This window comes from Brevibacillus formosus (assembly GCF_003013405.1).
Taxonomy (GTDB): Bacteria; Bacillota; Bacilli; order Brevibacillales; family Brevibacillaceae; genus Brevibacillus; species Brevibacillus formosus.
Map to the genome: position 1 here is coordinate 76060 of NZ_PXZL01000023.1, position 26311 is coordinate 102370.

Annotated in this window: 25 protein-coding genes and 2 pseudogenes; 21 read left to right on the forward strand and 6 right to left on the reverse strand. The window is 46.3% G+C overall.

The features are described from left to right. Positions 1–4 precede the first annotated feature (4 nt). The 10 genes from C7R91_RS20405 (at position 5) to C7R91_RS20450 (ending at position 10747) form a co-directional block, all read left to right on the forward strand. On the forward strand, positions 5–1318 hold the full coding sequence (locus C7R91_RS20405; RefSeq protein ID WP_047069623.1) for a helix-turn-helix domain-containing protein: 1314 nt from the start codon (positions 5–7) through the stop codon (positions 1316–1318). A gap of 160 nt (positions 1319–1478) precedes the next feature. After that, positions 1479–3119 carry an ABC transporter substrate-binding protein gene (locus C7R91_RS20410; protein WP_047069622.1) on the forward strand — a complete coding sequence of 547 codons (1641 nt, stop codon included), beginning with the start codon at positions 1479–1481 and terminating at the stop codon, positions 3117–3119. A gap of 36 nt (positions 3120–3155) precedes the next feature. Further along, positions 3156–4622, forward strand: coding sequence for a serine hydrolase domain-containing protein (locus C7R91_RS20415; protein ID WP_047069621.1), 1467 nt, complete (start codon positions 3156–3158; stop codon positions 4620–4622). Beyond that, positions 4619–5749, forward strand: a complete 1131-nt coding sequence (locus C7R91_RS20420; protein ID WP_047069620.1) for a mandelate racemase/muconate lactonizing enzyme family protein — start codon at positions 4619–4621, stop codon at positions 5747–5749. The genes C7R91_RS20415 and C7R91_RS20420 overlap by 4 nt, the downstream gene beginning before the upstream one ends. A gap of 12 nt (positions 5750–5761) precedes the next feature. After that, complete coding sequence (locus C7R91_RS20425; protein WP_047069619.1) at positions 5762–6226, forward strand: GNAT family N-acetyltransferase; 465 nt, start codon at positions 5762–5764, stop codon at positions 6224–6226. 225 nt (positions 6227–6451) lie between these two features. Beyond that, complete coding sequence (locus C7R91_RS20430; protein WP_047069618.1) at positions 6452–6811, forward strand: GIY-YIG nuclease family protein; 360 nt, start codon at positions 6452–6454, stop codon at positions 6809–6811. Positions 6812–6834: 23 nt separating this feature from the next. Continuing rightward, a complete protein-coding gene (locus tag C7R91_RS20435) occupies positions 6835–7314 on the forward strand; it encodes a DUF6530 family protein (RefSeq protein WP_047069617.1) in 480 nt (159 codons plus the stop codon). A gap of 1 nt (position 7315) precedes the next feature. Then, positions 7316–8524, forward strand: coding sequence for an MFS transporter (locus tag C7R91_RS20440; RefSeq protein WP_047069616.1), 1209 nt, complete (start codon positions 7316–7318; stop codon positions 8522–8524). A gap of 16 nt (positions 8525–8540) precedes the next feature. After that, complete coding sequence (locus C7R91_RS20445) at positions 8541–9659, forward strand: AAA family ATPase (protein WP_047069615.1); 1119 nt, start codon at positions 8541–8543, stop codon at positions 9657–9659. A 74-nt stretch (positions 9660–9733) separates the two neighbouring features. Beyond that, complete coding sequence (locus C7R91_RS20450; RefSeq protein ID WP_047069614.1) at positions 9734–10747, forward strand: vWA domain-containing protein; 1014 nt, start codon at positions 9734–9736, stop codon at positions 10745–10747. Positions 10748–10804: 57 nt separating this feature from the next. Here C7R91_RS20450 and C7R91_RS20455 read toward each other — a convergent pair whose 3' ends face one another. Beyond that, positions 10805–12436: a peptide ABC transporter substrate-binding protein gene (locus C7R91_RS20455; RefSeq protein WP_047069613.1), complete on the reverse strand. Its 1632-nt coding sequence runs from the start codon at positions 12434–12436 to the stop codon at positions 10805–10807. Between the two features lie 235 nt (positions 12437–12671). Continuing rightward, complete coding sequence (locus C7R91_RS20460) at positions 12672–13241, reverse strand: DoxX family protein (protein WP_047069612.1); 570 nt, start codon at positions 13239–13241, stop codon at positions 12672–12674. A 201-nt stretch (positions 13242–13442) separates the two neighbouring features. Here C7R91_RS20460 and C7R91_RS20465 point away from each other — a divergent pair, with 201 nt between their 5' ends. The 7 genes and pseudogenes from C7R91_RS20465 (at position 13443) to C7R91_RS20500 (ending at position 21573) form a co-directional block, all read left to right on the forward strand. Next, positions 13443–13826, forward strand: a complete 384-nt coding sequence (locus tag C7R91_RS20465; protein ID WP_052773389.1) for a GerAB/ArcD/ProY family transporter — start codon at positions 13443–13445, stop codon at positions 13824–13826. 331 nt (positions 13827–14157) lie between these two features. Then, positions 14158–15480, forward strand: a complete 1323-nt coding sequence (locus C7R91_RS20470) for a glycoside hydrolase family 68 protein (RefSeq protein WP_052773388.1) — start codon at positions 14158–14160, stop codon at positions 15478–15480. A 33-nt stretch (positions 15481–15513) separates the two neighbouring features. Then, positions 15514–16854, forward strand: a complete 1341-nt coding sequence (locus C7R91_RS20475; RefSeq protein WP_083995063.1) for a glycoside hydrolase family 68 protein — start codon at positions 15514–15516, stop codon at positions 16852–16854. A gap of 233 nt (positions 16855–17087) precedes the next feature. Further along, positions 17088–18236, forward strand: a pseudogene (locus tag C7R91_RS29770) (glycoside hydrolase family 68 protein). A gap of 169 nt (positions 18237–18405) precedes the next feature. After that, a complete protein-coding gene (locus tag C7R91_RS20490) occupies positions 18406–19785 on the forward strand; it encodes a sucrose-specific PTS transporter subunit IIBC (RefSeq protein ID WP_047070313.1) in 1380 nt (459 codons plus the stop codon). Positions 19786–19956: 171 nt separating this feature from the next. Continuing rightward, positions 19957–20799 (forward strand): PRD domain-containing protein, encoded by an 843-nt coding sequence (locus C7R91_RS20495; RefSeq protein WP_047069611.1) that lies wholly within the window; start codon positions 19957–19959, stop codon positions 20797–20799. 185 nt (positions 20800–20984) lie between these two features. After that, a pseudogene (locus C7R91_RS20500) lies at positions 20985–21573 on the forward strand (transposase). Between the two features lie 233 nt (positions 21574–21806). Here C7R91_RS20500 and C7R91_RS20505 read toward each other — a convergent pair. The 4 genes from C7R91_RS20505 to C7R91_RS20520 all read right to left on the reverse strand — a co-directional run bounded on the left by C7R91_RS20505 (position 21807) and on the right by C7R91_RS20520 (position 23705). Then, entirely contained in the window at positions 21807–22019 is a 213-nt protein-coding gene (locus tag C7R91_RS20505) for a hypothetical protein (protein ID WP_052773387.1), read from the reverse strand. Then, positions 22001–22240 carry a hypothetical protein gene (locus tag C7R91_RS20510; protein ID WP_047069610.1) on the reverse strand — a complete coding sequence of 80 codons (240 nt, stop codon included), beginning with the start codon at positions 22238–22240 and terminating at the stop codon, positions 22001–22003. Before C7R91_RS20510 ends, C7R91_RS20505 begins: the two co-directional genes overlap by 19 nt. Positions 22241–22252: 12 nt before the next feature. Beyond that, positions 22253–23404 (reverse strand): MFS transporter, encoded by a 1152-nt coding sequence (locus C7R91_RS20515; RefSeq protein ID WP_083995092.1) that lies wholly within the window; start codon positions 23402–23404, stop codon positions 22253–22255. A gap of 85 nt (positions 23405–23489) precedes the next feature. After that, the gene (locus tag C7R91_RS20520) at positions 23490–23705 is read right to left on the reverse strand and encodes a tautomerase family protein (protein WP_047069609.1); all 216 of its coding nucleotides are present in this window, start codon (positions 23703–23705) and stop codon (positions 23490–23492) included. 157 nt (positions 23706–23862) lie between these two features. Here C7R91_RS20520 and C7R91_RS20525 point away from each other — a divergent pair, with 157 nt between their 5' ends. The 4 genes from C7R91_RS20525 (at position 23863) to C7R91_RS20540 (ending at position 26248) form a co-directional block, all read left to right on the forward strand. After that, positions 23863–24180: a MerR family transcriptional regulator gene (locus tag C7R91_RS20525; RefSeq protein ID WP_047069608.1), complete on the forward strand. Its 318-nt coding sequence runs from the start codon at positions 23863–23865 to the stop codon at positions 24178–24180. 171 nt (positions 24181–24351) lie between these two features. Beyond that, positions 24352–24936 (forward strand): methyl-accepting chemotaxis protein, encoded by a 585-nt coding sequence (locus C7R91_RS20530; protein ID WP_047069607.1) that lies wholly within the window; start codon positions 24352–24354, stop codon positions 24934–24936. Positions 24937–25079: 143 nt separating this feature from the next. Then, positions 25080–25652, forward strand: coding sequence for a histidine phosphatase family protein (locus tag C7R91_RS20535; RefSeq protein WP_047069606.1), 573 nt, complete (start codon positions 25080–25082; stop codon positions 25650–25652). A gap of 29 nt (positions 25653–25681) precedes the next feature. Continuing rightward, positions 25682–26248, forward strand: a complete 567-nt coding sequence (locus tag C7R91_RS20540) for an SMI1/KNR4 family protein (RefSeq protein ID WP_047069605.1) — start codon at positions 25682–25684, stop codon at positions 26246–26248. The last annotated feature ends 63 nt before the right edge of the window (positions 26249–26311 follow it).

Below are 26311 nucleotides of genomic sequence, written 5' to 3' on the forward strand. Positions count from 1 at the left end.
AACATTGACCATTACGATAGCGGTAATCTCTTCGGAAGAATTTTTGCCAAGAATCTTGAAGCATACCCAATCCATTGATTACATTCAACTGACCTCGTATACATACCAGAACCCAAAAGAGAGCGCTTCGTTGCTTGATCAAATCCATGACTGCGACGTGCTGCTTTTTGCTGGACCACTTCCTTATTTTTTTTCCAAGGAAAAGGTAGAGCAAAAGAAGCTGCCTGCGGTGTATATCCCGCTCGATGAATATACCATTTCCCTCTCTTTGTTTCATACCTTGCTGAACGTTCCAGGAGGACTGGACCGTATCTCGATTGATCTGCCAAAAGCGGAGTATATTGAGAAGGTTGCTGAAGAATTGGGCATAACTTCTACGCCTTGGTATGTAAAAGACTACAGTGAGATTATTGAAGAAGGCGGGACGAAATTTGACGTAGAGGAGATTATTCAGTTCCACAAGGAGCGCTGGGAACAGAAACAGAGCCATTTTGCTTTGACTGGCGTTGATTACGTATATCGTCAATTGCGTGAGATGAACATTCCTTCCGCATCGATGGTTAGTCCCGATAAAAATATTCGCGATGCCGTCAATCAAGCCATTGCTTATGGTCAATTGAAAATTAGCCAAAATTCACAGATTGCGGTGGGAATTGCAGCGATCCAGCAAAATGATGGTCCGCCAGTAGAAACACAATGGCAGGATGCGACGATTATTTTGCTGCAAGAGCTGCTGGAGCTCGTCAAAGAGACGGACGCTTCCATTCAAAAGTTGGGAATGGATCAATTCATCATCTATGGCACGAGAGGCAGCATCGAGCAAATGATTGAATACGGGAAGATCATGCAAGTATTGGGCAATGTCGATCTGCTTGCCAAAGTGAGGGTTGCCATCGGATTTGGTTTTGGCCTAACCGCGAAAGAGGCCGAAGCCAACGCACGCATTGCGATTTATCATGCCCAGAAAACAAAGGAAAGCAGTGCGTACTTAGTAACAGATGAAAAAGAAGTGATTGGTCCGTTGAATACCGAATCGAAGGCGTTCCATTTAAAAAGCGAGAACAAGGAAGTGCTGGAGATCGCGGAAAAGACTGGCGCAAGTGTCGCTACCATCACGAAAATCATGCAGTATGTCAAGCTTCGCCGCGATAACCGCTTCACCGCTTCCGATTTAGCCGAGTACCTCCAGATCAGTCGCCGCAGCTCGGAAAGAACCTTGAAAAAGCTGATCGAGCATCAGGTTGTAGAGGTCGTCGGAGAAGAGCAGCCATATCAGCAAGGACGCCCACGGGCTGTGTATCGCCTTAATCATCCATGAATCTCCTCATGTAACATCAACCTGTCCCGGTTTTCCCTTGGCAAAAGAAATCCGGGACTCCCACATCCCTCCTCTTAGAAGCAATTCAATCTAATTAGCGACTATATACCGACGCAAGTAGGCTTCGAATGGAAAAGACTCGAAAAATGGAGGTCGCGACATGCTATCAGAACGGTTAAAGAGCCAAATTCGCATCGTTTTACTCATGGGTGTACTCGTCTTTTCCATCGTTGGCTGTAGCTCTGCTCCCACTCCGCCTACAGACGAGAAGCAAGCAAGTCAACCAGCAGAAAACTCCCAGCCCAAAAAGGGAGGGACGATCACCATGGGCTACCAGATGGAGCCAGATACGCTGGACCCGCAAAAGACGTCGTTGCCAGCGGGAAATTTTGTTGGGGGCATGTTGGGGGGAGCTTTGCTGATCCTCGATCCTTTTACTTTTGAGTTGAAGCCGCATTTGGCTGAATCGTACACGATCTCGGAAGACGGCAAGACCATGACGTTCAAGATACGCCCTGGCGTGAAGTTCCATGATGGAACACCGCTCACCGCGAAAGTTTTTAAGCAAAGCTATGAACGTGCACTCGATCCGAAAACAGCCTCACCGGTTACGGGACCGGACGTATCTTCGATCAAATCCATTTCAGCTCCTGATGATTCCACATTGATCTTTCATTTGGATGAGCCCTCCGCTTCGTTACTTTCTAACTTATCTTATGGCGGCTACCAGCAACCCATTTCCATAGAGGCACGGAACAAATACGGTAATGAGCTGGGACGCAATCCTGTCGGGGTAGGTCCATGGAAATTCGAAAGCTGGAAAACAGGCGAATCGATCACACTGGTACGAAACGACGAGTATAAGTGGGCAGCTCCTTTTGCTGAAAATCAAGGACCAGTGAGACCCGACAAGTTCGTTCTGAAATTTATTCAAGACAATCAGACCATGATGGCTGCTCTCGACAGTGGGGCAATTGATATTGCCACTGTACCCCCGAAAGACGCGAAGAAATACAAGGATCACAAAGATTTTACGGTGTTGGAAGGGATGCAGCCTGCCGAGAACTTTATTGGGATGAATATGGAAAATGAAATCTTGCAAGATGTCCGCGTGAGAAAGGCACTGAACCTGGCGATCAACAAAGACGCAATGATCATAGCGGATTTGCAAGGAGAGGGGGTGCCTGTCTATGGACCGATCCCGCCTACGATGATCGGATACGATGCGGCAGTAGAGCAGTATGGCTACAAGTACGATGCTGAGCAAGCCAGACAATTGCTGGATGAAGCAGGATGGAAGCCAAACGCGCAAGGGATAAGGGAAAAGAATGGGAAAACGCTCAGCCTGACGATGCTCATCGAAGATACAAACCCCGGACATCAGCTGGTGCAAAGTATGTTTAAAGAGATTGGTGTCGAATTGCATATCCAAAAGTATGAATCAGCGACAGCTCTTGAACAGGCACTGAAGGGCGAGTTCGATTTGTTCTCAACGAGTCATGGCAGCGTCGATCCAGATATTTTGCACTTGTTACTGCATTCGAGTCAGATCGGGGGCTTGAATTTCTTTCGCCTCAGTGATCAACAGCTCGATAGCCTGCTAGATAAAGGACGAACGACAACAGATCAAGTATTGCGACAGCAGGTTTTTGCAGACATTCAAAAAAGAATCGTGGAACAGGCCTATTGGATTCCGCTCTATTCCGCAAAAACATTCGTGGTCGTCAGTAACCGGATTCAAGGCGTCAAGCCAAATCCATTAGCATCCTTGATTATTCAGGACATGTGGGTGAACGAGTAGGGCATGGTATGACAACATTCGAAAGAGGTGGAAAAAATGAGACAGCAAGGCTGGTTAGTAGAATGGGAACAACTGGTTGAAAAAGAAATGAAGGAAGGCAGAGTTCCGGGCTTCGTCATGGGTGTGAATCTGAATGGGCAGAGCCTGTTTCGCAAAAGCTTTGGCTACCGGGATCGTGAAAAGGAACTCGAAATCACTCCTGATACCGTGATGGGATTGGCTTCCGTTACGAAGTCCTTTACATGTATGGCGATCATGCAGCTACAGGAAGCGAAGAAGCTCTCTGTTCATGATCCGGTGATCAAATACCTCCCTGAGTTCCGTACCCCGGATCGTCAAAAAACGGAGCAGATGACGATCCACCATTTTATGACGCATACGACGGGTATACCGCCGCTGCCCATTGATAATCTGGCGATTCGCAACTCCATGCTCGAAGACATGGCTGACGAGGATAACCCGCTTCACCGTTATTTGAAAAAGGAGTACCAGAAACCGATCCATACGTTCGAAGAGCTGATGGAAACCCTTGCCCTGGCGGAATATGAGCTGGTGGGCTCTCCAGGACAATTGTTCAGCTATTCGAATGATTGTTATTCTCTCCTGGGAGCGGTCATAGCCAGAGTGAGTGGGAAATCGTATGACGTTTATGTCAAAGAGCATATTTTGGAACCAGCATACATGAAGAGCAGCACCTTTCTTCTGAGCGATCTGCCACACCTACCGGATGTAACGACCATCTATCATTCAAAAGAGAGCAATGGCGTATCTGAGATTTACCCTGATCCAAATTGGGAGGATGGGTTACTTGTAGCGGCATCAGGGCATTTGAATTCAACAGTGCATGACATGTTGAACTACGCTGAAATTTTCCGTACGGGCGGATGTGTGGGCAAGGAACGGATTTTATCCGAGGAGAGCGTCAAACAAATGATCCATCCGCATGTCGAGAACAGCTACCGCAGGTATTACGGGTATGGCTTATCCATTCAACCCGATTACTATGGGGGTACCTTGATCAAGCACGGTGGAGCGATCAAAGGTGTCGCCGCCCATTTAGCGATTGTTCCGGAGCGGGGCATTACATCCATGGCTTTAGCCAATTTGATCGGAAGCCCAGTCGAAAAAGCCACACTGACAGCACTCCATGCCATAGAAGGTCGTCCATTGAATACGCCGCAGTACCAATTCGAGACATACAGCGTCCCTACTGCCCAATTAGGAGAGTATGTCGGTCGATACGTGAGTGGGGAAGGAATGGATTTCATCGTATATGTGGTAGAGGATGTCCTGATGATGATAGATAAGACGTCGAATGCGTTTGGTGGAAAACAACTGAACTATCTATTGCGATCCATTGGAGAGCATCAATTTCTCATCGATAGAGAGGGGAGCGAGTTTACAGTTAGGTTTGTGAAAGACGAAGACGGCTCTGTAACAGCCATGTCCCTTTTTTATCGAATCATACCACGAGTAGCAGCTGCGGAGGGTAGTCGAGTATGAAAATAAAGTCTGTATGGGTTCATGCCATAAGGTTGCCGCTAAAACGCCCATTTATTATCGCGTACGCCTCTTATGCGGATATGCCGTCCATTATTGTAAAAGTGGAGACAGACAATGGCTTGGTCGGACTAGGAGAAGCGGTACCGGATCAAAATGTCACCGGAGAGACGTGGGAGTCTACTTATACGATGCTCGTTCAAAACCTGGCGCCTGTTGTGATCGGTGAGAATCCGTTTGATATCGAGAGAATTCACGAGAAGATGAACCAGGCTGTTTGGGGAGCCCCTGCAGCAAAAGCCGCCATCGATATCGCTTGCTATGATTTGATGGGCAAGGCGGCTTGTCAACCTGTTTATCATTTCTTGGGCGGCAAATATCACACGACTCTTTCCTTCCCGTATGTGTTAAGCATTTTAGAGCCAGAGGTCATGGCAGCTGAAGCCAGGCAAGCAGTGGCAGCCGGGTATGACTCGATCAAAATAAAGGTGGGAGCTGATCTTCGGACAGATATCCAGCGAATCCGGGCTGTTCGGCAGGCAGTTGGCCCTGACGTAGGGCTGCGGGTGGACGCCAACCAAGGTTGGGAGAACCGTGCGAACTCCTTGCTTGTTTTGCAACAGATCGAGGATTGTCACATTGATTGGATGGAACAGCCTGTCTTAGCTGATGATCTTGATGCTCTGGCAGATATTCGCAGGCATACAACGATTCCAATTATGGTAGACGAGGGACTGCACGGGACGAAGGAAATGCGAGAAGTCATCGCGAAGAAAGCTGCAGATAAAGTAAACATCAAACTGATGAAAAGTGGAGGGATATATCCTGCTCTCAAATTGGTGAATCAGGCGGAAATGGCCGGGATGGAGTGTCAGATCGGTTCGATGCTGGAGTCCTCGATTGGCAGTGCAGCTGGTGCACATTTGTCACTGGCGAAAAAAAACATCATTTCCAACGAGCTGGCAGGACCTGCAATCATTTCGCGGGATGTGGCTCAGCTTGCGATTCACGGTAGTCAGATTGTCGTGTCAGATCAGCCAGGCTTAGGTGTAGAGCTAGACGAAGCGGTGCTTGCCGACATAACGGTTCAGTCAGAGCAGGTCATCGGAGCGAAGCGGCAACCCGTATAGGGAGAGGACTGAATGCAAAATACGCGCATAGAAATTGTCGAGGCATTGACAGAGAGCCAGCTTCAGATGATCAAAGAAATGGAGCAGGAGGCCTTTGGCCCACATGGAGCAATTGATGAATGGGTGCTCGTACCACTCGCGAGACATGGCTGTGTCGCACTTTTCATGGAAGCAGAGGAGGCGTATCCTGTCGGGGTATGCCAGCTCTTGAGGGATTTTCGTCAGCCGGACAAGTGCTACATGTATGGGTATTACATCCGGGCAGATCGGAAAGGGATGGGGTATGGGTTCTCTTTCTTGAACCGATTGCTGGAGCAGCTGCGTGAGGATGGATTCCGTCAGATTTGTTTAACCGTAAGCCCTGATAATACTGGAGCAGTCGGACTCTATCAAAAAGCAGGCTTTGCGGTTATCGAGACACGGATAGCGGAATATGGTAGTGGAAATGATCGCTATTATATGGTGAAAACACTATAGAAGGGGAGTCGCTACAAACATAAGCGTAGACATTTCACTCTATTGTTTGTTGGAGATTCATTGGCCCTGTACTCGTTGTAACCCGACCAAATTAGGCACCGGACATGTTCCGGTGTTTTTTTGTTTGCTTGACAATTAAAGGACGATGGATCATTATGTTTATTAAATAACAAACAAAATGACTTTTCGTTTACTAAATCAATCTTTAAAAGTGAGGGAGAAACGATGGATCGAGAAGAACTGAAACAACTGTATAAAGAATCGGAAACGCAGGCAGGGGTGTATCAGATCAAAAACACCCAAAACCAAAAAGTCTGGATCAGCGCCACCCGCAACCTCAAGACGATGAATGGAAAGCTGTTCACTCTCAAAATGGGTTCGCATATAAACAAGCAGCTTCAACAGGAATGGAATGAGTACGGAGAAGGGGCATTCGTCTTTGAAGTGTTGGAGGTTTTGAAAAAGAAGGAAGACGGATTCTTTGATGAAAAGGATGCTCTGAAGAAACTGGAACAAAAATGGCTCGACCGGCTCCAGCCTTACGGAGAGCGCGGATACCATCAGGAAAAAAAGAAAGAACAATAATCAAACGAAAAGAGGGAATGAAAATGAAAATACCTACGAACTTGAACCATAAGCCTGTTGTCGTGTCGGATAACTATGAGCGTGTTGATGGCCGATTCGCCAGGAACACAGATGCGAAAGCACTTTCTCTGGGAGTGGTAGAGGGCAACTCCAGAAGAAAGGTCGATCTATCGGCCAAGGTATGGAGAAACGCGGGAGAAGAATGGTCAAAACAATCGGAGGAACTGCCTCTCCATCGTGTGCTTGATATGTCCATATTGATTTGTCGGTCTTTGGCCCATTTTCGCGACGCATACAGATATGAGCATTATTATGACCCGCAAGAGCCCGTCATCGACCGGGTTGCCCTGCAAGGGGATGCAATGAACGTGGCGATATGCACGGACAATGAGAGTCTTCATGAAGACATTAAGCTGTTCAGCCAAGCGCTGAGCAATGACGATGAGATGATCAGCGAGCGTCTGCGCACATTATCAAAACTATTAAAGGATATGGGGTATTGAAATGTTTTCCAATGTTTATGTTCGAACGATTGTCCTCTCCCGTGTGCTGCTGCATTTGGGGATTTGGATCCGGAATTATGCCGTCCTTCTTTTCGTGAGCGAGTTGACGAATAATAATCCGGTTTATGTATCACTGATTTCGGTTGCGGAATTCGCACCCATTTTTCTGTTCGGCCTAATTGGCGGAACCTTTGCTGACCGCTGGCGACCGAAGCGGACAATGGTTTGGAGTGATCTACTGTCTGCCGTGTCTGTCGGGGCTGTGCTTCTTGCACTCATGAATGGGGGATGGATGGCACTTCTCATCGGAACATTTATTTCCGCCAGCTTGTCTCAGTTTTCTCAACCATCAGCCATGAAACTGTACAAGCGTCATGTTCCAGCTGAACAACTGCAGGGCGCGATGGCTATGTCCCAAACGCTTGTCGCTGTCTTTACGGTTTTAGGTCCGGTCATCGGCACGTTTATTTTCATCCAGTTTGGAATTACAGTTTCTCTGATTTTGACAGCCGTTCTGTTCCTGGGGTCTTCCCTTATCTTAGCGACGCTTCCCCGTGACGCGGAGGAACCGAAGTCTGACGATGCTGGCGGCTTCATCAAGGAATTGAAGGCAGGACTGCGCTATATCGGGTCCAATCAATCCTTACGAACTCTCTGTCTGACTTTCTGCGCTGTCGGATTGGCGTCAGGTCTGACACAGCCGCTTCAGATCTTTCTTGTCATCGAGAATTTGGGACAGGACAAACAATTTTTGCAGTGGTTGGTTATGGCCAACGGGTTAGCCATGTTGGCAGGAGGAGCAGTCATCATCGGGATAGCCAAAAAGGCGAGGCCACAGATGTTGCTCATGGTAGGCTTGCTTGTCTCTGCTGCTTGTACGATGGTAGTAGGGGCTACCACAACGATTTGGTTGATGATTGTTCTATTAGTAATCAGCGGTTTCTTTTTCCCTTGTATTCAAAGCGGAATCCAGACGCTACTTGTGCGGAACACAGAAGGGGCGTTTATTGGCCGGGTGTCTGGTACGATCACGCCTGTTTTTATGGGGATGATGGTGATTGGCATGTTTCTGTCCGGCTATTTAAAGGAGACGTTCTCGCTGGTTGCGGTATATGTGGTGAGCGGGGTTTTGATTATGATTGGTGCGGCTTTGCTGCTGCCTCTTCTTGTTGCGAAAAAGAGCAAAGATGTGAAGAATCCAGCACTATGAGTGGAGGAGAAATGTGATGGCTGAAAATGAAAAATATCATTTGTCACCCGAAAGACAGCTGACGGATGCAGAAAAAAAGCTTATTTGGAAAAAGCCTACCACTCATCAGGTCAGTGAAGAAGAACGGCGCATTAGTAATGAAATCAAACGCAACTGGAATCGCGGGGAAATGAAAATCGCCAATATATTGTTAGAGGGTGACGCTGGTTCCGGGAAAACACAACTAGCCAAGGCATTATCGGCTAATTTCGGACTGCCGTATACGAAAGTGACTTGTTTTGCTGATATGGATAAATCGGATATTATTGGCGCTATTTTGCCGGTCATTTCATCTGAACGTCTAGAGAAAATGGATCCTGCCGAGCAAACGGTATGGAAAGCATTATATGAAAGCGATGGGTTTCAAAGCATATCCGAAATTTTATTGGATGCACTGGGGATTTCACAGGAACAGGCTGCCTTAAAGATGAAGCAATTACTGAAGCGTGCAGCGGAAAACACCGATGGCGAAGCGATTGAGTACCGATTTTACCCTTCCGAAATCGTCAGAGCCTATCAAAAGGGATATCTTCTGGAAATCCAAGAGCCAAACGTGATTCGTGATGCTGCGGTGTTACTGGCATTAAACTCTGCCTTGGAGCTGGATGGGAGCATCAATCTTCCCACAGAGATCATACGCAGGCACCCAGACTTCATCGCAGTTATTACAACAAACCGCAGTTATGCGGGAACCAGACCGTTAAACGAAGCGCTGCGCGACAGGGTTCAGCATACGGAAAAGATGGACCTGCCGACCAAAGAAATCATGATCGAACGTGTAATGGCCAAAACCGGTTTTCAAGATGGAAAGATGTTGGGTATTTTAGCGGACATGATTATGGTTTTAGACAGAACAGCGCGGGCCAATGCGATCAAGGGCGTGGCTGGAATGCGTTCTTTTTTCTACTGGGCGGATGCGATTGCCGGAGGAGCCTCCGCAAAAGAATCCCTTTATCATAAGGTCATCTACAAGATCACAACCGATTCGGAAGAAATAAAGCTTCTGGAAGAAGCACTGAAAAATCATGGTTTGTTTGCTAGCTTGGAAGAAGCCGAGATTGAACTAAAAAAAAACGAAAATCTGACGACGCCGTAGAGATCAGGACATGGGGAGATATAGACGACACTGATTTTGGCAAAGACAATCATCGAGAGGAAAAAGGAATCGCATTGAAAAAATCTGCCGATAGCAGCTCTTCCCGTGTCTCAGATGATTCTATCCATATGGAACGCTCAGGTTTGGGGGAAGATGGTACTCCCAAATATCATCAGGCAAATCCTGAATCCATGTCAGAGGAAGCGAAACAAAAGGAACGAGATTTCCGTAAAAAGCTGAATCGAGATGCAAGAGAGGTCATTTCCGATTCGATTCATAAAAAAGTAAAGCTCATTGTTCACCGTCCAGACTACGATGAGGAAAACCAACAGGAATATGTTCGTTTTTGTCAGGGACTCATGCCGATCGTGCAGGAGATTGCGAGAAAGACACTTCCCTATCTGGAACATGATGTATCTTCCGACTTTGCGAGGAATCGTTACTATGGCAGCAAATTTCAAGCAGACAGCGTTGCTTACAGGGATTACAAGTATTTTGCCAAGAAACGTCCTCCAACTGAATCCCCTTCTCTTGTGGTTGGTCTTAGGGTTGATGAATCTGCATCGATGTCGGCTTACGGTAGATTAGAAGCAGCAAAACGAGCAGTAATCGCGGTATATGAATATTGTCAGCTTTGTCATATCCCCATTTTGATCTACGGCGATACGGCGGATGTTTCCAGATTGGAGCAAATGTCGATCTTAGCCTATGCCGACTTTGATAAAGCGGATGTCAATGATCGCTTCAGATTAATGAGGATTCATGCCAGAAGCAATAATCGCGATGGCATGGCTCTTAGAATAATGGCGGAACGGTTAGCCGCTTCCCCCCAAAAGACAAGACTGTTGATTAGCATAAGTGACGGACAACCGAAAGCAATGGATGACTATACCGGAAGCTACGCTGTTACAGATATGAAACAGACCATCCAGGAATATGAGCGAAAAGGAGTTACCTTTCTTGCAGCCGCAATCGGTCAAGACAAGGATGTGATAAGTGAAATCTATGGGAATGAAAGGTTTTTGGATATTACCAATTTACATGAGTTCCCTGTAAAATTAGTTCGGATAATTGCTCGGTATTTATGATGGAAGCGCGGGCATCTCTCTCTATCTGTTTCGCATAGAGAGGATGCCCGCGCTCTGTTATTTTTCAATATACGCGTATTTAAAGTAGGAACCGCCGAGAGGGAAGATCACAAAGTCCTTCACCTTGTCGTTTTTCACATAAGCATTGCCACGGAAGTGCAGCGGTGCCAGCGGCATTTCTTCCATAAGAATTTTTTCGGCGTCAAACATCAGCTGCTTGCGCTTTTGCTCGTCGGTCTCATAGTAGCTCTTATTCAGCAGATCACGATACTCCTTGTTGTCGAAGCGAACGACGTTGTTGCCACCCAAGTCCTTGTACATTTCAAGGAAATTGATCGGATCGTTGAAATCCGCTCCCCATAGCCAGATACCGAAGTCGTACTTGCCATTTTGGACATCCTCGTTGAACACCTTCCATTCCGCGGTGCGGATGTCAATGTCGACTCCCAATGTTTTCTTCCACTCGCCCTGGAGTGCTTGAGCCAGCTTCTTGTCCGTTTCTCCGGTGTCGTAGTAGTACGTGACCTTGGGGAATTGAGTCAGTCCGAGCTCTTTCATGCCTTCTGCCAAAAGCTGCTTCGCCTTCGCCACATCCTCTTTAAAGTAACCGTCCGGATTCAATCCCATGGAAACGGGAACCCAGCCATAAGCAGGAGGAACACCAGTCTGTAGGATGTTATCTACCAATTGCTGTCGGTTGATTGAATACGAAAACGCCTGACGAATTTTTTTGTTCGTAAAAGGGGGCTTCTCTGTATTGAAGATGACGGCTTTGGTCCCGGGGTTATCCGCGACAAGCAGCTTGCCCTCTTCCTTGATCTGACCGACTGCATCTGGCGACAAGCCAAAGGAAGGGTAGCCTCCCCAATCCAGGTCGCCATTTTCAAACATGGACAGGGCGGTGTTGTTATCCTCGATGATGACAATATGGATCTGGTCTAGCTTGACGTTGGCGGTGTCCCAATAAGTAGGGCTTTTACTGAAGGTAAGCTTGGATTTGTGCTCCCACGTATCCATCACAAACGGGCCATTGCCGACAATCGTTTTCGCTTCTGCTGCCCACTGAGGGTTGCTCTCGATGGTCTTTTTATGAAGAGGATAGTAGGTAGTGAAAGAGGTTAATTCGCGGAAGAATGGTGTTGGTGAGCGCAAGGTGAAATCGAGTGTGTAGTCGTCCTTTGCCTTTACCCCGACGTCTTCTTGCTTGCCTTTTCCGGAGTAAAAGTCCTCGCCCCCTTTGATATAGAAGAGCTGATACGCATAGCCGGAAGCAGTTTTGGGGTCGAGATTGCGCTTGATGGCGTACTCAAAATCGTGGGCGGTAACAGGATCGCCATTGCTCCATTTGGCGTCCTTTCGAATGGTAAAAGTAAAATGAGTGAAGTCAGGAGTATGCGTATAGCTCTCCGCGATGGCGTTGATCATCTGGCCTTGACGGTCGACGCTGGTCAGTCCTTCGAAGGTGAGATTGATCATGTCCATTGAGGTCGAATCTGTTGCAATGCCGGCATCCATCGTAGACGGCTCCCCGGTGATGCTCCATTGCAAGACCATTGGCTCTGAGGTAGTAGGCTTTGCTGTCGTTTCCGCTGGGGGGGATTGGAGATTGTCGGCGGGCTTCGAGCTACAGCCGACTGAGAGACTAAAAAACAAAACAGCAGTAGAAATGCCTAGTAGCCACTTGTTCATACTGTCCTCCTGTTAAATTATTTGAAAAGTAAGAAAATTATAGTTCCTCAAAAGAATAATGCACAGCAATCAGACAGTCATTCAACATAATGTATAAATGTTCATCGAAAATCACGGGTACATGTTGGAATAAATTCATACAATTTGTCCGTTTCATCAGTAACGATTGAGCTGAAGGAACAACAAAAGCCACCCGCAAAAAGGTGGCTTTGTCATTCGAGAGGAAAGAAAGGATTTACTTGTTTATCGGCAAAACACCATCGCGCGATTTCCTCGTCCAAGGTGTTCCGAGATAAGAAAGCGCCCAACGATCAAGACCATACCAGCCCGCAACCTTCCAAGCCAGAACGAGCCAAGTGGCAAAAACAAAAAGGAGTGGATTGGTGCTGACCGTTCCTGCGAACAGAAAGCTGACGTTCATCAAGCCGCCGAAAAACGCTGCGATCCCTGTCAGGCAGCCGAGGATCAAGCCGAGTCCGACGAGTACCTCACCATAAGCGACGAAGAAGCCGAATACCTTAGCATTTGGCAATACGACGTTTTCCAGGAACCAGGCGTACCACCCGGTTACGTCCTTTCCTTCGGCTGCTTTTGCCAAGGAGCCTTTTACGAACCCTTGAATCGCCCCGCCAGCCGCATCTCCGGTCCAGCTATCGGACTGGACTTTTTTCCATCCCGCAGTAATCCATGCATAGCCGACATACAGTCTGATAATCAACCAGATCGCAGCGGATTTCGTACTGGTGAACAGGAAGTGTGAAACAGGGTTTTCAGGAATAATAATTTCGTTTTGACGATTTTGCATGTGGGTGTCCTCCTACATACGTTTTGCACATCTTTGTTCGAGCCGATTTTAACATAACAAATGGCGGTACAGTGCGGTTTTGGGCATAAGTTCATACGGTGTTCATTGACACTATAAGCACGGTGTTAATGGTAAATCTTAGTGTATATAGGTGCTTACCCCTATCGAAATAATTCCTGGAAACGCAATCGACAAAGTGCGATGATCATCTTATTTCAAATCGGTTCCTCGACTTTATTTGAGTTGGGAATTGGAGCTAAACAGGATGCCTGGTTAACGGTGTTGACAGGCATGGCTGTCAGTTTTCTACTATTGATGTTATTTTTAGGCATCCAGAGACGAGAACCGAATAAAAGCCTTGTTCAAATTCTCGTGCAATATTTAGGCTTCTTTGGAAAGATAGCCGCTTTTTCCTATGTTTTGTTTTTTGCTTACGAATCGATGCGAAATGTACGGGATTTTGGAGATCTTACTATCATGTCATTCCTTTCTCGAACCCCTATTTCCCTGATTATGTTGATCACGGTGCTTCTGTCGAGCTATACTATTAGCAAAAGAAAAAATATCCGATTTAAGCGGATTTAACTAAGGTTCCAATTAGAAAGGTGCTATTTACAGTCCGGGAATATTCTCCTTTGTTTCGATCTGTAGGAAAGGGTATTTTTGACTATTGAAATCGTAATTCGCAGACAATAGAATGAGGATGCGAACAAAATACCGCAGGATTGTTACTGCTAAGCAGGCAAGACCTGAAACGTGAGATGGGCGAAGTATGGCTATCGCTATACAGTCCCTTACGCGTTTTAGGTCTTTTTTGTGTCCTGTCAATGGAGAAGAGCAGAGTTTTTAATCTCTCAATATTCCCATAATAGGTAACTTTGCTGCAATTCATGATGTAAAGGGAGGATTTAAGAAAATGAGAAAATCCAACAAACCTAAGTTTAGGAATCTAGCTTTATCCACAGCGATCGCTGCCAATTTTCTTGCAGCCATCCCAGCATTAGCAGCCGAAGTCAGTGATGATCACACTTCGATTTGGTCGCGCCAGCAAGCGGAAAAGGTTGCTCTCACGAAAGAGACAACCGCTCCGCCGGTCGATTTGGACTTCAAGCTCGTCGCACCGGACCAATGGGTTTGGGACACATGGCCCCTGCAAAACAGAGACGGTTCCCTTGCCACTGTAAAAGGTTACAGAATCGCGTTCGCACTGGTCGCTCCGCGCTCTCTGGGTTGGGGCGAACGTCATACGCAAGCAAGCATCGGAATGTTCTACTCGAAAAACGGCAAAGACTGGACCTACGCCGGGATTCCCTATAACAAAGACAAAGCGTTAGGTCATATGCAATGGGCCGGAACAGCCATGCTGGATGAGAAAGGCAAAGTGCATCTCTTCTACACGGCAACCGGGGATAAAAACAATTGGGACGAATCCAGATGGGCTCAAACGGCTGAGCAGCGCATCGCAAAGACGACATTCGATATCGGCGCCGACAAAGATGGCGTGCATCTCACGAACGAAGGTGAACACCAGATTATTCTGGAAGCGGACGGCAATTATTACGAAACGATTGAACAGTTCAAAGGCAATATCATCACGGCGTTCCGTGATCCGTTCTTCTTCCAAGACCCGAACACCGGCAAAGAGTACATCATTTTCGAAGGCCAGGCCGGCGGTGACTATTCATTGAAGCCGGAAAACATCGGTGACGAAGAATACCGCAAAACCCATTCGGTTCCGGCAGGGGCGGAATTGTACAACGGCAATATCGGCATCGCGGAAGTGCTTGACCACGACATCACCAAATTAAAACTGCTGCCGCCGCTGCTCGAATCAGTTGGGGCCAACCATCAGATGGAACGTCCGCACGTCGTGGTAAATGGCGATGATTATTACCTGTTCACGATCAGCCATACCTTCACCTACGCGCCTGGCTTGACAGGTCCGGACGGTGTATACGGTTTTGTCGGGAAGGGTCTGCGTAGTGATTACAAACCGATGAACGGAAGCGGCTTGGTTATCGGCAACCCGGCGGAAAACGGGTACCAAGCGTATTCCTGGATGGTGCTTCCGAACCAACAGGTGATCAGCTTCATTAACGAACCAAAAGATGAGAACGGTGAAGTGAAATTCGGCGGTACCTTCTCTTCAACGTTGAAGGTAAACCTGGAAGGTGACAAATCGGAAATTACCAAAGAGGGAAAACAAGGTGAAATCAAGCCGTTCGGCCCGAATCGCTAAGCACGCATAGCCATAAAGGAAAGGGGCGGTAACATGATCCGCAAAAACAAGAAAGCATTGACCGCGCTGGCGTTGGCAACAAGCGTAGTCGCTTCCGGCCTCACTGCGCTCTCGGCGTATGCCGAGGGCGGTGAGCAAACGGTCAACTGGACGCGCGAGCAGGCATCGAAAATCGAGCTGAATCAAGACAATACCTTGCCGTACACCGACATCAGCAAATTGGAAAAATTGGCGCCGGGCTATCACATGTGGGATACGTGGGCACTGACAGACCGTGACGGGAATGTAGCCTCGATCAAAGGCTGGAAAGTGATATTCGCGCTTACCGCACCGAGTGATGTGTTGCCGGGCAAAGTGCACGACATTGCCACGATCCGTTACTTTTATTCGAAAAACGGAAAAGATTGGACGCTGGGTGGCGAGCTGTTCCCGAGCGGATCCGCGCTCGGTTCCCGCCAGTGGGCTGGATCGGCTATGATGGATAACGGCAAAATCCATGCGTTCTACACCGCAACCGGACACAAAGGCGAAGAGCGTTTGACCTATGAACAACGTTTGGCCATGGCTACCGGCGATATCGTCGCGGACAACAGCGGAGTCCGATTCGAAAATTGGGGCGATCACCGCATCATTTTGGAGCCGGACGGAAAACACTATCAGACCAAAGAACAAGCACAGCAGGGTGAAGGCGGTGGTTACGCTTTCCGCGATCCGATGTGGTTTAAAGATCCGCAAACGAAAAAAGAATACCTGCTGTTTGAAGGGAATTCCGGAGGCTCTGCTGCCGACCGCAAGTTGAAACCGGAATATGTCGGCAGTCCTGAATTTGCCGGGCAGCAAAACGTGCCTCCAGGTGCTGTACACGCTAATGGCAACATCGGCATCGCTGAGGTGGAGGGCGGCGATTTTTCCAAAATCAAAATGCTTCCTCCGCTTGTAGAAGCCAACTACGTAAATGAAGAACTGGAGCGCCCGCATATTGTGGTGAAGGATAAAAAGTATTATCTGTTTACCGACAGCCACATCAATAAATATGCGGATGGACTCACCGGACCGGACGGACTGTACGGATTCGTTTCAGACAAGCTGATCGGCGGATATAAGCCGCTGAACGGAAGCGGTTTGGTCTTGGCCAATCCGGCTGATAATCCATACCAAGCATATTCCTGGTTGGTGCTTCCGAACTTGAACGTGGTCGGTTTCGCCCATTTTGGCGATCTGGGCAACATGTCCATCGGCGATGTCGGCAATCAGACTCCGGAATTCCAATTCAGCCACTTTGGCGGAACATTGGCTCCGACGGTGAAGCTGTCGATCAAAGACGATCGCACAAAATTGGAACAAGAGTACGAGCCAGGTTGGATCAAGCAATAAATAAGAATGGTCAACCGAAAGTTGTCGGTTGACCTTCTATTCTTTTCTAAAAACAAGTGACGGTAGGAGGCTGCATACACATGTTTTGGAACACAAAAAATGCCGGGAAAATGCTATCAGCAGCAGTTATCGGTTTTTCGGCTATTCTAGCCCCGGTTATCAGTTCAAGCGTCTTCGCCCAAGAAACCGCAGCTACATTCGATTGGACGCGCGAAGATGTCAGCAAAATAAAGATGAATGAAGAGAATACAGCACCTGTCATCAACAAGGAGGAGCTTGAGGAACTTTCAGAGGACTTTCTGGTATGGGATACATGGCCGCTGCAAGACCGGAATGGCCATCCAGCAGTTGTCAATGGCCATAAGGTTATTTTTGCTCTGACGGTGCCAAGTGACGTGATTCCTGGCAAACGCCACGATACGGCGGAAATCCGCTATTTCTACGCAAAGGACGGAAAGAGCTGGCAGTTGGGCGGACGTTTGTTTGATGACGGAAAAGCATTGGGTTCAAGGCAATGGGCAGGCTCTGCCATGATTGACAAAGATGGAAAAGTCCATATCTTTTATACAGCGACCGGACGTAAAAATGAAAAAAAACTAACATACGAACAGCGTTTGGCTACGGCTACCGCTGATATCATAACAACCAATGCCTCTGTGGCATTTAAAAATTAGTCTGAACACAAAATCATCTTGGAACCGGATGGAGAATACTATCAAACAGAAAGTCAGTCCAACCAAGGTGAATCTTCTTACGCCTTCCGTGATCCTTACTTCTTCCAAGACCCAAAGAGCGGACAAGAATATATTCTATTTGAGGCCAACTCCGCAGGAACCTTGTCAGAGCGGGCTTGTCAGCCTGACAGTTCAAAACCTTATAATGCGAGTATCGGCATCGCCAAAGCGTCTTCTGACAGTCTGACGGAATTTGAGGCTCTTCCCCCTTTACTGGAAGCCAACTGTGTAAATGACGAGCTGGAGCGTCCGAGCATTATTGTAAAAGGCAATCAATACTATCTTTTTGCAAAAACCCACCATGAAAAGTTCGCGCCAGGTCTCGATGCGCCGGAAGGATTATACGGTTTTGTGTCCGGGTCCTTATTTGGCGGGTATAAACCCCTGAATGGAAGCGGACTAGTGATTTCCAATCCAAAAGACAATCCGTATCAAGCATACTCTTGGATGGTCATGCCAAACGGTACGGTGATTAGCTTTGTCAACTATGTCCATGTAGAGGGAAAAGACATCCAGCAAATTGGCGAACAAACACCAGACTATCAAAAGGATCATTTCGGTGGAATGCTGGCACCATCTCTAAAAATCTCCATGGCGGATGACAAGACTAGGATTCTTCATGAGAAAAAGCAAGGCGTGTTCCGTTAAAAAACAAGAGACGTTGGCAATAGAAAGTTTTTGGCGTTCAGTAGTTGCTGAGCGTCTTTATTCTTGTGGACATCCATTCATGATTCTTTCGTTTTCATGGAATGATAAGCGGGACGTAGTCTATTCCCTTATTTATACAAAAGAGGAGGAACAGACGATAACAAAGCTGATGCAATCAAAAGAGTTTGTTCAAGAGTTGTTGCCTCTGGTAGGGGGTGAGGAAAATATTGCTGACGCTACCCACTGTGCTTCTCGATTACGCTTGCTTCTTCGAAATGAAGAAAAGGCGGATATATCAGCCATCGAAAAAATGGATGGCGTAGAAGGGGTATTTTCCAGGCGCGGACAATTCCAAATTATCTTAGGGACCGGCAGAGTAAACAGAGTGTACAAGGCACTTGTCGAGGCGATCGAGATCGCACAGACAAATCCATCCAAAGAGCGGATGGAGAAGGCGCCAAAGATGAATCCATTCACTCATTTTGTAAAGACACTATCCAACATCTTTTTACCGATTATTCCCGCTATCGTAGTGAGCGGTTTGCTCATGGGGCTGCTTGGTATGGTGAAGGCTTTTGGTTGGATCACGATGGATAGCGCATGGATGAAGATGCTCACCATGTTTTCCAGCTCATCGTTCATTATTCTTCCGATATTAATTGGCTTTAGCGCAGCCAAGGAATTTGGCAGCAATCCCATTTTAGGTGCAGTGATTGGGGGGATATTAACCCACCCGTCATTATTAAACCCTGCAGAGCTGGGGAACAGCACCCCGGAATATATGGATTTGTTTGGGCTTGAAATCGCGTTGATCGGGTATCAGGGTACGGTGATTCCTATCTTGTTGTCGGTATACGTAATGAGCAGGTTTGAAAAAGTCCTGCGAAAATTCATACCCCAGTCATTAGATTTATTGCTCATCCCCTTTATCACCATTACGTTTACCGGGATTGTCTCCCTCGTAGCGATTGGCCCTTTGGGCATGATGATCGGGGAGATGATTTCTGGTAGCTTGGAATATGTCTATCAGTATGCTGGACTGGTGGCAGGGTTCCTGTTTGGCGGATTATATGCGCTATTCGTCGTTACTGGATTGCATCATAGTTTGCACGCCATTGAGGTGGGGTTGCTAGCCGATCCGAAGGTTGGTGTCAATTTTTTGCTGCCGATCTGGTCCATGGCTAACGTGGCCCAAGGTGGAGCTGCTTTAGCCGTTTTTTTCAAATCGAAAAATGACAAACTGAAGAAGATTGCGATACCTGCTGCTCTTTCGTCCTTTTTTGGCATTATTGAACCCGTGATGTTTGGCATCAATTTGAGGTTAATCACCCCATTTATAGGAGCGGCCATTGGAGGGGGGCTAGGCGGGGCATATGTCGTAGGTGCCCACGTAGTTGCCAACGCCTATGGCTTAACTGGAATCCCCATGCTTGCGATTGTGACACCATTAGGAATATCAAACGCAGTCCATTATCTTATTGGTCTAGCTATCGCGGTTACTGCCGCTTTCACCTTGACATGGATACTTAGATTTACCGAAGAGGAATAAATCATTCTGATGACCTGGGAGAAGGTTTTCCTGGTCCAAATTGGATGCGTTCTATGGGTGATGGTTACGGTAAAATGAAAGGTAATGGAGCTCCTCGCAGATGTAATTTTTCTCATCATGGTTCACCTAGTAAATGGGGAAGGTGACGGGAGGATAGACAGGAGGGATACCATGAAAATTAAAAAAATCTTAAATAACAACGCGGTCGTTGTCCAGGATCAGGGAGAAGAAAAGATCGTTATGGGCTTAGGGATCGCTTTCCAGAAAAAAAAGAATGATCTGGTAGACATTTCAAAGATAGAAAAAGTATTTGTCATGAATGAATGGCAAGAGTACGGAAAGTTCGAAGAGATATTAATAACACTTCCTGAAGAACATATCCAAGTGGCTGAGGAAATTATCTCCCATACGGAAAAAGAACTAGGGATAACCTTGCATGACCATATTCATATCGCTTTGACCGACCACTTGTCCTTCGCCCTAGAAAGATTAATGAAGGGAATGGTCATTAAAAATACCTTGCTGAACGAAATCAAAATTTTGTATGCAAAAGAATTTCAGATCGGTTGCTGGGCGAAAGCATTGATAAAAGAGAAGCTAGGGATAGAAATTCCCGAAGATGAGGTCGGTTATATTGCATTGCATATCCACACCGCCAGGATAAACGCGGGAGATATGGCAAAAACAATGGATATGACCACTATGATACGGGATATGATCGATCTGATCGAAAGCAGTTTGAAAATCAAGATTGAGGAGAAAACGGTTTCCTATGAGCGATTAGTCACACATTTGCGCTTTGCAGTACAACGGGCGGAGTTTGGCGAATCGTTTCATGATATAGAACCGGAAATGTCCCAGATTATAAAAGAACAGTACGAGGAATCTTATTTATGCGCACAAAAAGTAGGTGAATTTGCGCAAGAAGAATATGATTTTGAGTTCCCCGAGATGGAATTGGTCTACATCACGATGCAGATTCAAAGGATTTATAGTAGAGTGTTGAGTGGTTAACCCATACGAATGCGACTCGCTTGCCCTAAGGAAGCGAGTTTTTTTTCAAGTACCCATGAACATCATTGCGTTCGAACAAGGCATAAAATGGAACAATGAGCACTTGACTGAAAAATGGCTACACGATGTGTAAACTCTCAACCTCTAAACTACAATTAGTATTAGAAAGGTTGGGAGATTTTTTTATGATGTCAAAAGAGCAGATCAAGCAGTGGATCAAAGAGAAAAACATGCAGTCTGTGGACGACGTACAGTCAGCATTAAAGGATTTGTTTGCTGAAACGATCCAAGAAATGCTCGAAGTTGAGATGGAGTCCTCTCTTGGATATGCAAAGCATGACATGAAAAACAAGCGGACAACCAATAGCCGTATTGGATACAGTAAAAAAAGTTCCGAGCATGGCGAGGAGGACATGTAAGTCCCACGTGATCGAGAGGGTGAATTTGAGCCTGCCATTGTAAAGAAACACCAGTAAATGTAACAGGGATCGAAGATCAAATCCTCGCTTTGTATGCAAAAGGCGTATCCACACGTGATATTCAAGACCATCCCATCTGCAGTAGCTCTACGGCATCGAAGTCTCACATCGACAACTTCGAAAAGTAACGAAGGGAAAAGCCGTCTTTCCCACAGACGATGCTCTTCTCAAAATGATATATCTCGTAACCATGGATGTCTTACGGAAATGGACGGGACGAGTCCACAATTGGGGACAAATTCTCATGCAGCTATCTGTTTTCTTTGAGGACCGCGTACGACCACACACCCGTTAACAATAAAAGAAAGGCTTCATCCCAGAAGGGATTGTCTTTTTCTACACCAACGCGTCAAGGGTTTAATTTACGCCCTTAACTCTGTTTGCTCCGAAAAAGATATCCTAATTAGCGGGATGAAACCTTTTCATATATCGGTTGATTGAGTTTACACAAAAATTCTTGACAGACCCGGGAGATCGGTAAGCAGATCATCCTCTTTCTATGTTTAAATAGACTCCTCCACCCAACTGTCATGAAGCCATTTTTCCGTATTTCATACCCGAGATGGTCACCGATTCATGCTTATCCCCTTTAGTCACATCGATTGTTTCGTCATGATTGTCAATCCACAAGTTCTCCAATTTTTTGAACAAACCCGGTTGAGCTTTACTTAAAAATCTTTTAGCTAAAGCCTTGGTTTCCTCTTTACTTGGAAGTTCACCAGCTACCAGACGTTGATCCATCCAGTGACACCAAGGATTTTATAAGTGTTTTTCTCAACAACAAAGGAAAAATGTTCACCGCCAAGCCCGTTGTTGTCCCTGGAAATTTTTTCGTACCGGAATACCCAAACTACATCCTGATTCTGCTTGTGCTCCTGAGCACTCTTTAATTGATATCCTTCGGGAACCTGCAGCAGTTGCAACGCTGCTTGTAACGCTTTGCTGTAATCCTGCTCTTTCACTTTTTTTCATCCTTATCCCTCACCAACGATTCGTTTCTGCACGAGAAAGGAGCACAAAAAAGCGGTACTCAATAAAGCGGCCAGTCCTTCAAACGTCAAAATATAGCTGCCTGTTTTCAGCAATAGCAGTGATACAATCGGCCCCAACGTTGCCCCCAAGAACAAGATAAACGTATAGAGCGACACGGCTGCTCCACGAAATTGTCCTGCGAGGGTGCCAATCAATGAGATTAAAACGGGAACGGTGATGGAAATGCCAGCTACAAACAGAACACTAGTCAGAACAAGAATCGGCAGGGCAGAACTGATCCCCAAAATTCCAAGACCAAGCATGGCTAAAAGCAAGCCCGCTTTCAGCACGTTCATGATTCCAAATCTAGCTACCAAACTTCCAGCAAACGGGGAAAGGAGCATACCTACGATCCCTGCAGCCCGTATCAGTAGAATTTGATTGCTGTGTAATAAAAATGGAGCTTGACTTAGATAACTTCCAAGCGTGGTGTACATACCGACGAACGTAAGGAGTAGTGTGAATGCAATGAGAAAACAGAATAACAGGGATTTGTGAAACAGCAACGTTCCCATCTGCTTAAATGGATCTAGGACATTGATATTTTGATGCTGTGTTCCCCCTTTTGGAATCGATCCCCCTAACAAGCCGACGGACAGTAGATAGATTCCACCGAGGAAATAAAAGACGAAAGGCCAACCGAAGTTCTGGCTTACGATATCGCTTAAAACCTGTCCTGCAATCCCTGCCAGTAAGAAGCCGGTACTAACGAATCCAATTGCTGTCACTCGATTCTCCGCCGGATACATCTCCACTATGTAGGAAAGTGCTGCCGGAGCAAACGTCGCTGCGGCAATGCCTTGAATGGTTCGAAGTGCAATGAACAAAGGAAAACTGCTTGCTATTCCGAGAAGCGGAGTGATCACGCTAAGAGCAACCAGTCCCCAAAACATTACCTGTTTTCGTCCATACCGATCCGATAAAGACGCAAAGAGCAAAAAGCTGATTGCATAGGCAAGCGAAAAAGCGCTGCCGCTCCATGCTGCTTGAGCCGGACTGACTTGAAACTCTCGGACGAAAGCTGTAACCATTGGTATGGTTACATACATGCTAGATACCACAGCTAAACCGCACCATGAAAGAATTGCGGTCATCACAAAATACTTTCCTTCCGCAATGAATGTGGGTCGTCGCGCCATTTCCGACAAGTTGTTCCCTTCTTTCAGATCAGGTTCAAAATTATTCAGTCAGACGGCTTTTTGCCAGAAAGTCCGGATCGCTAGCAACTACCCCGGCTTGCCCCCAATTAGCCAACCGGGTTTCCCGTAGGATCACCAGCACTTTATCCGGAGGAATATTAAATAAATTGACCGTGGCGTTGGTCAGCTCCTTGATCCACTGCTCCTTTTGCTCTGCATTAAAACCTTCCCAGCAATCCACATTAATGATTGGCATAACCATTCTCCTATTCGTAATAAATTTTCATAACTTGCGTAAGTTACGCATTGATTGTAACAAATCTACAATTAAAGTCAACAATTAACCTTGTGTTGTAAATATTGTGCCTATCGCGTAAAATATTTGCTAATAGGAAATAGCAAGAGGTGATAAGATGAACCACGATAATCATGCAGATAATCCTCTTATGGATTTTGATTTATTGCGCAAGCTGGTCGTTGGAATTGGCGAAGTATCTGATATAACTGGTGTTCCTCAAAGACAGATTCGCTATTGGGAAGAAAAAGGAATTATTCAGTCGTATAAGGAAGGCGAGGGCACCACTAGGAAGTACGATTACCTAAGCATCAAAAAAATTCTCTTGGTAAAAGAGTTGCTTGACGATGGATTCACGTTGGATGCTGCTGCAAAAAAAGTAGAGGAACGGATGAGAATGATTAACGAGGTGTTTCAAAAACTCTCCGATCGATAGAAACCAGCAAGATTTAGCTCCATTTAACAGTATTTTGAACAGGAAAAAGGGGCTGTCCACAAAGCAGATCAAAATCTGCCAAGGATGTAATCCCCCCACTCAGCAGAGTATTTATCTTTGATGGAATTATAGAAAGTAAGGGCAATCGTTAGTTTTTCTTCTTTGTTAAGTATGGAGATATTTACGAAAAGAACGGAAGAAGCGGCTGAGACCGCGCAGGATGTCAGCTCGCGAGCAACAGCTTTGCGGGAACATGCATTGGCTGCGGATATTATGACGACAGAGCTCTATATGAATGTAAAGGCGCAAACGGAAATGGCGATCACTGACTCGAAGGAATCGATGGAAAAAATCAACCTGTTGACAGAGGCGATACTCACGATCTCTGAGCAAACGAATCTGTTAGCATTGAATGCCGCGATTGAAGTTGCACGTGCAGGAGACAGCGGTAGAGGTTTCTCTGTCGTAGCCGATGAGATACGCAGATTGGCGACTCATTCGTCTAGCGTATTGGACTTCATTGATACGCAGGTCAGTCCTGACTATGACAGCATGATGGAAACATCAGAGAAGTACAATTTGGATGCACACCGTTTCCATACGTTGCTGGCAGAATTCAATGCGTCTTTTGAAGAGTTGAATTCTACAATCAGCAGTGTGGTTTCTGTCGTGGAGCAAGTGACGAACTCGATGGAGAAAAGTGCACACAGTGTAGAGGCGATCACAGAGCAATCTCGGAGCGAAATGTCGGCTTGACGCAGACGATGGAAGAGATCGTGCATCGGTTCAAAATCTAAGAGAGTCCCCCTTTTCTGGTAAAACGGAAAGGGGGTTTTGTTGTAATATATTTGCAGGAAGGATGTAGGGCGGAAAATAAAAAGTTTCCACGGAGGGTATGAATGAAAACCTTTATTTACATGGTCAGGCACGGAGAATCACCAAAAACCGAGGGGGACGAAAGAACACGAGGACTGACTGAAAAAGGCAGGTCAGATGCCCGTATCATTACTCAATTGTTGAAAGACGAGCGGATCGATGCGTTCATTTCAAGTCCGTATAAAAGGGCAATGGCAACAATAGAAGAATTAGCTCAGTCCGCAGGGAAAGAGATCGTCGTTTTAGAAGAGCTGAGAGAACTCGTTTTTATCGGAAACAATCAAATCATGGCCGATAGAGAATTGTATCCATTAGTAAAGAAGATGTTTAATGAGCCAGACTTTTCTTTACCTGGAGGAGAGTCCATCGCAATTTGTCGGAATCGTGTGGTAAGAACGTTCCGAAACATTTTACAACAATACAGAGGGCAGAAAGTTGCAATCGGAACACATGGTGCCGTTATGACATTGATGATGGGGTACTTTGACAGCCAGTACGACTTGGATTTTTTATTGACGACGTCCAAGCCTGATATTTACAAAATGGAATTTCAGGATGAAGTACTTGTGGAAACGAAACGATTATGGAGGAACTGACTTCCTATAGGGAAAAGGAGGCTTAACAAATGGATAGAAAAGAGTATATCAAGAATGGTTTTGAAGCTTACTACGAGCGATATAACCAAGTGACAGAAGAAGGTTTTTGCAGATGGATGCGGCCAGACGTCCCTGATGCCATGAAGGTAGCGGATGTCGATGAAGAATGGTCCAGATGGAAGCTGGTTCCTTCTACCGTGAGTCAGGAGGATGTGGCTGCGCTCGAGGAAGAATTTGGGCTGAAATTTCCGGAATGGTATAAAGCCTTCATTTCTACTTGCCATCATTATTTCGACGTCATTCCTGAACAAGGGATCGATGAGCCATTTGATCGTATTAAGGATATGTACAACCCATTGCTTTGCAAGTTAGGCTACCTTCCTTTTTCATGGGATACAGAGTACGGAAAACTACGATGTATCGATTTACAAGAAAGCCCGGATGAAGAGAAGTGTGGAATCTATGAAATTGACCATGAAGTTTTGTTTGAAATGGATGAAGAAAATACAGAACGCAACGAATTGAAAGAAGCACTGATCTTTTTGTATCCGAATTTCAAAACTTATTTTGACCACACTTTTTTAGTACGCGAATGAAGCCAAACAAAACCCTCCTTCCCTTGAATTCAAATTAGAGGATCGTAGAGGGAGAACAAGAAA

Coding starts and splice junctions, on each gene's coding strand:
- C7R91_RS20465 (WP_052773389.1), top strand. CDS start 13,443: ATGATCATCTTATTTCAAATCGGTTCCTCGACTTTATTTGAGTTGGGA.
- C7R91_RS20460 (WP_047069612.1), bottom strand. CDS start 13,241: ATGCAAAATCGTCAAAACGAAATTATTATTCCTGAAAACCCTGTTTCA.
- C7R91_RS20470 (WP_052773388.1), top strand. CDS start 14,158: ATGAGAAAATCCAACAAACCTAAGTTTAGGAATCTAGCTTTATCCACA.
- C7R91_RS20455 (WP_047069613.1), bottom strand. CDS start 12,436: ATGAACAAGTGGCTACTAGGCATTTCTACTGCTGTTTTGTTTTTTAGT.
- C7R91_RS20420 (WP_047069620.1), top strand. CDS start 4,619: ATGAAAATAAAGTCTGTATGGGTTCATGCCATAAGGTTGCCGCTAAAA.
- C7R91_RS20440 (WP_047069616.1), top strand. CDS start 7,316: ATGTTTTCCAATGTTTATGTTCGAACGATTGTCCTCTCCCGTGTGCTG.
- C7R91_RS20430 (WP_047069618.1), top strand. CDS start 6,452: ATGGATCGAGAAGAACTGAAACAACTGTATAAAGAATCGGAAACGCAG.
- C7R91_RS20530 (WP_047069607.1), top strand. CDS start 24,352: ATGGAGATATTTACGAAAAGAACGGAAGAAGCGGCTGAGACCGCGCAG.
- C7R91_RS20505 (WP_052773387.1), bottom strand. CDS start 22,019: ATGGATCAACGTCTGGTAGCTGGTGAACTTCCAAGTAAAGAGGAAACC.
- C7R91_RS20435 (WP_047069617.1), top strand. CDS start 6,835: ATGAAAATACCTACGAACTTGAACCATAAGCCTGTTGTCGTGTCGGAT.
- C7R91_RS20475 (WP_083995063.1), top strand. CDS start 15,514: ATGATCCGCAAAAACAAGAAAGCATTGACCGCGCTGGCGTTGGCAACA.
- C7R91_RS20425 (WP_047069619.1), top strand. CDS start 5,762: ATGCAAAATACGCGCATAGAAATTGTCGAGGCATTGACAGAGAGCCAG.
- C7R91_RS20490 (WP_047070313.1), top strand. CDS start 18,406: ATGCAATCAAAAGAGTTTGTTCAAGAGTTGTTGCCTCTGGTAGGGGGT.
- C7R91_RS20415 (WP_047069621.1), top strand. CDS start 3,156: ATGAGACAGCAAGGCTGGTTAGTAGAATGGGAACAACTGGTTGAAAAA.
- C7R91_RS20495 (WP_047069611.1), top strand. CDS start 19,957: ATGAAAATTAAAAAAATCTTAAATAACAACGCGGTCGTTGTCCAGGAT.
- C7R91_RS20525 (WP_047069608.1), top strand. CDS start 23,863: ATGAACCACGATAATCATGCAGATAATCCTCTTATGGATTTTGATTTA.
- C7R91_RS20410 (WP_047069622.1), top strand. CDS start 1,479: ATGCTATCAGAACGGTTAAAGAGCCAAATTCGCATCGTTTTACTCATG.
- C7R91_RS20445 (WP_047069615.1), top strand. CDS start 8,541: ATGGCTGAAAATGAAAAATATCATTTGTCACCCGAAAGACAGCTGACG.
- C7R91_RS20535 (WP_047069606.1), top strand. CDS start 25,080: ATGAAAACCTTTATTTACATGGTCAGGCACGGAGAATCACCAAAAACC.
- C7R91_RS20520 (WP_047069609.1), bottom strand. CDS start 23,705: ATGCCAATCATTAATGTGGATTGCTGGGAAGGTTTTAATGCAGAGCAA.
- C7R91_RS20515 (WP_083995092.1), bottom strand. CDS start 23,404: ATGACCGCAATTCTTTCATGGTGCGGTTTAGCTGTGGTATCTAGCATG.
- C7R91_RS20540 (WP_047069605.1), top strand. CDS start 25,682: ATGGATAGAAAAGAGTATATCAAGAATGGTTTTGAAGCTTACTACGAG.